Here is a 6,270-nt window from a genome sequence, read left to right on the forward strand (position 1 = left end):
GCCTCGGAATGAATCGCTCGACGATGATTCCCGTATCGGCATATATCGTCGCCTCTCTCGACGACGCGTCCGGATGACGGTGAACTGACACCGCGTCGGCAGGGCTCTGTCCGGCCACCCTGATGCGCTCCGCGCTCTCCCCTCGCGGCTCCTTCGGAGGGTGCGGCCGCGGCTCGTCTCGTGCTGCCTTCCGCGACCGGAGTGGCGTCGTGGACGCGACACGCCGAGAGCGGCCGGTGAATCAGATCTGGGCAATCCGGTCATTGAACCTCCATTCAGTCGCACGTTACGTTGGCGCAGCAGCTCGGGATCCGGGTGCTCGTGCCCGTGCTCGAGCGCGGCGAGCAGCAGACCGCGATCGGAACCGGGTTCCGCGCGGGCGAGGTGGTCACCGGTGTGATGAGCTCCGAACCGCTCGCGCTCGGCACTCAGGTCGCCGACGCGCAGGGCACGGTCACCTTCACCTGGACGGTTCCGGCCGACTACGACCTCGGAACGCACACCGTGACGCTCACCGGACCGGAGTCCGGAAGCATCGCGACCACGTTCAAGGTCGTGGCGAAGGGGCTCGCCACCACAGGCGGAGACGTGCAGGGCGGATGGATCGCGCTGGCGGCATTGCTGCTGGTGCTCGGATTCGGAGCCATGAGGGTCGCCCGCTCCCGACGTCCGCTCGTCGACACCGAGTGAGCGTCGCGTAGGAAACGCTGAGAGGTCGGGGCCGTCAATGCGGCGGTCCCGACCTTCGGTGATGAGAAGGTATGGGAATGAGCACGATGACCGAGGCGTCACCGGACGCACTGGACGAGAATCCTCGCTCGACCGCATCCCCGAGGCCCCGTCCCTCGTGGTGGGTCAAGCTCGTCGCCTTCGCGGCGTGCGTGCTGACACTGTGGCACATAGGGGCGTCGTTCCTGTGGATCGCGCCCTACTCCGCGTTGCGGGAGATCCCGACGCAGGAGGTGCTCGCGGGCTACATGCTGCCGATGTTCGGGCAGTCGTGGAGCGTCTTCGCGCCGGAGCCGATCAACGGCGACTACCACTTCAACGTGCGTGCGGTCATAGAGAAGGACGGCGAGGAGGTCGAGACGGGCTGGGTCAGTGCGACAGACGTCGAGCTCTCGATGATCCGCTACAACCTGTTCCCGCCGCGCGCCGGCATCCAGTCCACCGAGGTGGCGAGCGGTCAGATGGGTGCCTTCAACAAGCTGAACGAGCAGCAGCAGGCGGTCGTGGCGCTCGACTTCACCGAGGAGGGGTGGGAGGACTGGATGGTCCGCTCCTTCGAGGAGCTCGACGGTGAGAACCCGTCGACCGAGGCGTACATGGCTGAGGAGCACCTCTCCACGGCGTACGCCACCCAGGTCGCCTACGCGATCTGGGGCGCGGATGCCGTGACCGCGGTGCAGTACCGCGTGAGTCGGCAGAATGTGGTGCCCTACGCCGACCGGAACGACCCCGGCGCGCAGCGACCGGATCCGACGTTCTCGACCACGGGCTGGCGCTCTCCTATAGAAGAGGAAGGGCAGAGTCGCGAGAACTTCGCGAACACCTTCCGCAGCCAGTTCGAGAGGGCCCAGCCGTGAGCGCGCCGACGAAGACATCGGCGAAGAAGGCGGCCGTGACCGAGAAGGTCGCCGCACCGCGCGCGCCCGAAGCCCCTGCGGCCCCGCCGTCCGAGGCCGCCTCGACCGTCTCGCTGCCCGTGCTCAGCTTCGCCTCGTCGATGATCGGCGGACTGTGGGCGATGGTGCTTACGGCGATCGATCGCATCTCGGCGTTCGTGGGCGACTGGCTCTTCAACGGCAAGAAGGCGCTGTACGGCCTCGCGGTGACGCGCATCCTGTTCGGAGTCACCGCGATCGGCCTCCTCGCGTCGAACTTCAGCACGCGCCTGTACACGTTCGGCTCCGGCTCGGCGTGGAACGGCGAGCTGGCGGAGCCCGTGAGCGACTTCCCCAAGATCTGGCTCTTCAGCGCCTTCCACGCGGCGATGGGGAACGACGTCCTGTACACCGCCCTGTACCTGCTGCTCGGGGTGCTCGCCGTGCTGTTCGTGCTGGGATGGCGTTTCCGGATCGTGCTCCCCGTCTTCTTCTGTCTGTGGGTGGGCTTCATCGAGGCGAACGACATGGTCGGCGATCAGGGCGACAACATGTTCCGCATCGCGCTGCTGCTGCTGTTCTTCGCCGATCCTGCGGCGCGGTGGTCGCTCGATGCGAGGCGCCGGGCCCGGAGCGGCGAATGGTTCCCGCCGAACAGCCAGCCGGCACTGCTGGGCACGATGTTCCACAACCTGGCTCTCGTCGCCCTGACCGCGCAGGTGTGCTTCGTGTATGCGTCGGGTGCGCTGTTCAAGGCAGGAGGCGAACCGTGGAAAGAGGGGTACGCGGTCTACAACCCTCTGCAGACCGCGCGCTTCGGCACCTGGCCGGTGCTCAGCGATCTGGTCACCGCGTGGGGACCCATGGTGGTCGTCGCGAGCTGGGGGTCGATCATCCTGCAGGTGGCCTTCCCGCTGATGCTCCTGACGCGTCCCACCCGGCTGCTCGGCCTGCTCGGCATCCTGTCGTTCCACATCGGCATCGCGGTGCTCATGGGCCTGCCCTGGTTCTCGCTCACCATGATCGCGATCGACTCGATATTCATCCGCGACCGCACGTGGGCCCGCCTGAGCGCGGGCACCGTGCGGCGGTGGAATGCCGCGAAGCGACCCGCGGCGAGCGGGGAGCCACCGGGGACTGTGGCCTGACGACAATCGGGCGCGGCGACGCCGCCCGATGTGGTTAGAGGATGCCCACAGGCGAGTTCCTCTGTGGTTGTGGCAGACCTACCATGAGAGCATCCCTACTTCTCCTCGAGAGGAATGCACATGGTCGACGCCGCTGTCCGTCCGAAGACGACTCCCGCTCACGGTTCTCCCGGTACCGTGGATGCCTCACTGCAGGTCGACGTCGCCCAGCTGACCGAACTGCTGCTCGGCACCTGGGCTGATACGCGGCGCGAAGCCAGGGAGCTCATCAAGGACTCGGCGTTCTGGCGCGACGACGCTCTCGGCAAGGACGAGCATCGTGAGCGCGTGCTGAGCCAGCTGCACCTGCTGGTGGAGAACAAAGCCGTGCACCGCGCGTTCCCGAAGTCGCTCGGCGGCGAGGAGAACAACGGCGCCAACATCGCCGGGTTCGAGGAGCTCGTGGTCGCGGACCCGAGCCTGCAGATCAAGTCGGGGGTGCAGTGGGGGCTCTTCGGCTCCGCGATCCTGCAGCTGGGAATGGCCGAGCACCACGAGAAGTGGCTGCCGGGCGTGATGGACCTCTCGATCCCCGGCGCATTCGCGATGACCGAGATCGGCCACGGATCCGATGTCGCGGCGGTCGGCACGACGGCGACCTACGACCCCGAGACCGAGGAGTTCGTGATCGACACCCCGTTCCGCGGGGCGACCAAGGAGTACCTCGGCAACGCGGCGCTGCACGGCGTGGCGGCGACCGTCTTCGCGCAGCTCATCACGAACGGCGTCAACCACGGCGTGCACTGCTTCTACGTGCCGCTGCGCGGAGACGACGGTGTCGATCTGCCGGGCATCGGGCGAGAGGACGACGGACTCAAGGGCGGCCTCAACGGCATCGACAACGGCCGCCTGTCGTTCGACCACGTGCGCATCCCGCGCACGAACCTGCTGAACCGCTACGGCGACGTCGCCGCCGACGGCACGTACTCGAGCGCGATCGACAGCCCCGGACGCCGCTTCTTCACGATGCTCGGCACCCTGGTGCAGGGACGCGTCTCCCTCGACGGCGCGGCGTCGTGGGCCTCGGCTCTCGGACTCAAGATCGCGATCACCTACGCGACGCAGCGCCGTCAGTTCGACGGGGCCGACGGGCAGGAGGTCGTGCTCATGGACTACGGCAAGCACCAGCGCCGCCTGCTGCCTCGCCTCGCCACGACCTACGCGCAGATCTTCGCGCACGACGAGTTCCTGCAGAAGTTCGACGGCGTCTTCTCCGGCCGCATCGACACGCCCGCGGACCGCGAGGATCTCGAGACCCTGGCTGCTGCGCTCAAGCCGCTGTCGACCTGGCACGCCCTCGACACGCTGCAGGAGGCGCGTGAGGCCTGCGGCGGCGCCGGGTTTATGTTCGAGAACCGCCTCGTCGGTCTCCGAGCCGACCTCGACATCTACGTGACGTTCGAGGGCGACAACAACGTGCTGCTGCAGCTCGTGGGCAAGCGGTTGCTCACCGACTACGCCAAGCAGTTCACCGGGAAGGATGCCGCGGCGCTCGCCAAGTTCGCTGTCGGGATGACCGCCGGCAAGGTGTTCCACGGGGCGGGTCTCCGTCAGTTCGGGCAGTCAGTCATCGACCTGGGACAGGTCGCGCGGTCGGTCGAGAACGGGCTGCGGGAGGAGCAGCAGCACCAGCTGCTCGCCGAGCGCGTGCAGCAGATGGTCGCCGACGTGGCCGGTCGCCTGCGTGCGGCCGGCAAGGACAAGGCGCTCGGGGCGCGGCTCTTCAACGAGAACCAGGCGGAACTCATCGAGGCGGCGCGCGCGCACGGTGAGCTGCTGCAGTGGGAGGCGTTCACCGATGCGGTCCGTCGCGTCGACGACGCCGACACCAAGAAGGTGCTGACCTGGCTGCGCGATCTGTTCGGCCTGCAGCTGATCGAGAAGCATCTCGCCTGGCACCTCATCCACGGACGCCTCTCGACGCAGCGTGCGGCGGCCGTCTCGCGGTACATCGACCGCCTGTGCGCACGGCTGCGCCCCTACGCTCTCGACCTGGTCGACGCCTTCGGCTACGAGCCGGAGCACGTACGTGCGCCGATCGCCTCGGGTGCCGAGAAGCAGCGTCAGGACGAGGCGCGCGACTACTACGCCGCGCTCGCCGCATCCGGCGCCGCACCCGTGCAGGAGAAGGCCCTCAAGAAGTCGAAGCGCTGAGGCTCGTTCGAGCCGCCTCCGATGCAGGCCGGGATCGCGTGATCCCGGCCTGCATCGTGCGTGATCAGCTGTCACCGGGACGACGCGGGTAGTGTCGACCTGCCCCACCCGAATCGACCCGAGGAGTCCGAAATGACCCGTGTCACCGCCTACGCCGCCCCCAGCGAAGCCGCTCCGCTCGAGAAGACCGTCATCGAGCGGCGTGAGCTCGGCCCGCACGACATCCTCATCGACATCGCGTTCGCCGGCATCTGCCACTCCGACATCCACACCGTGCGAGGCGAGTGGGGGCCGCAGCAGTACCCGCTCGCACCCGGCCACGAGATCGCGGGCGTCGTCGCCGCTGTCGGCGCCGAGGTCACGAAGCACTCCGTCGGCGACCGCGTCGGAGTCGGTTGCCTCGTGAATTCCTGCGGCGAGTGCCGCAACTGCCTGCGCGGTGACGAGCAGTTCTGCTCGAACGGCGCGGTCTTCACATACGGCAGCACCGACCGTGACGGCACCGTCACGCAGGGCGGCTATTCGGAGCAGGTCGTCGTGACGGAATCGTTCGTCGTGCGCATCCCCGACGGCCTCGCGCTTGACGTGGCCGCGCCGCTGATGTGCGCGGGCATCACGACCTACTCGCCGCTGCGGCACTGGAACGTCGGCCCGGGCTCGCGCGTCGCGGTCGTCGGTCTCGGCGGGCTCGGACACATGGGCGTGCAGATCGCGCACGCGCTCGGCGCCGAGGTGACGGTGCTGTCGCAGACGCTGAACAAGAAGGACGACGGACTGCGTCTCGGCGCCGACCACTACTACGCGACGGGCGATGCGGACACGTTCCGTTCGCTGCGGAACTCCTTCGACGTGATCCTCAACACCGTCAGCGCACCGGTCAACCTGCGCGCCTATCTGGGGATGCTCGACGTGGGCGGGTCGATGGTGTGCGTCGGCGCTCCGGCCGAGCCGCTTCCCGTCACCGTGTCGTCGCTGATCGGCGGTCGTCGGTCGCTCGCAGGGTCCAACATCGGCGGGATCCGTGAGACCCAGGAGATGCTCGATTTCTGCGCCGAGCACGGCATCGCCGCGGAGATCGAGGTCATCTCGGCCGCGCAGATCAACGAGGCGTACGAGCGGGTGCTGGCGTCGGACGTGCGGTACCGCTTCGTGATCGACGCATCGACGTTCGCGGACTGAGCGGACGTCCTGACGTTCCGGAGGGCGTCGTCTGGTTGTGTTCTCCGGAATGCCGGAACGGGGGAGCGGTGTTTCGGAATATGCTCTTGAGCTGGTGTTAACGGGCCGGTGTCGGGGGTTCGAATGTCGGTGGGTGCGGGTTGGAT

Annotated in this window: 5 protein-coding genes; all 5 read left to right on the forward strand. The window is 67.8% G+C overall.

Features of this window, described 5'->3' with window-relative positions; translation table 11 throughout:
* The first annotated feature begins 291 nt into the window (after positions 1 to 291).
* Complete coding sequence (locus tag RWO82_RS14695; protein ID WP_314428274.1) at positions 292 to 690, forward strand: hypothetical protein; 399 nt, start codon at positions 292 to 294, stop codon at positions 688 to 690.
* Positions 691 to 767: 77 nt separating this feature from the next.
* A complete protein-coding gene (locus RWO82_RS14700) occupies positions 768 to 1,586 on the forward strand; it encodes a DUF5819 family protein (RefSeq protein ID WP_314428275.1) in 819 nt (272 codons plus the stop codon).
* Positions 1,583 to 2,752 carry an HTTM domain-containing protein gene (locus RWO82_RS14705; RefSeq protein ID WP_399540911.1) on the forward strand — a complete coding sequence of 390 codons (1,170 nt, stop codon included), beginning with the start codon at positions 1,583 to 1,585 and terminating at the stop codon, positions 2,750 to 2,752. The genes RWO82_RS14700 and RWO82_RS14705 overlap by 4 nt, the downstream gene beginning before the upstream one ends.
* 120 nt (positions 2,753 to 2,872) lie before the next feature.
* The gene (locus RWO82_RS14710) at positions 2,873 to 4,945 is read left to right on the forward strand and encodes an acyl-CoA dehydrogenase (RefSeq protein ID WP_314428276.1); all 2,073 of its coding nucleotides are present in this window, start codon (positions 2,873 to 2,875) and stop codon (positions 4,943 to 4,945) included.
* Between the two features lie 132 nt (positions 4,946 to 5,077).
* Positions 5,078 to 6,124, forward strand: coding sequence for an NAD(P)-dependent alcohol dehydrogenase (locus RWO82_RS14715; RefSeq protein WP_314428277.1), 1,047 nt, complete (start codon positions 5,078 to 5,080; stop codon positions 6,122 to 6,124).
* Positions 6,125 to 6,270: the final 146 nt, after the last annotated feature.

It is taken from the genome of uncultured Microbacterium sp. (genome assembly GCF_963521645.1).
In the GTDB taxonomy this organism is placed as follows: Bacteria; Actinomycetota; Actinomycetes; order Actinomycetales; family Microbacteriaceae; genus Microbacterium.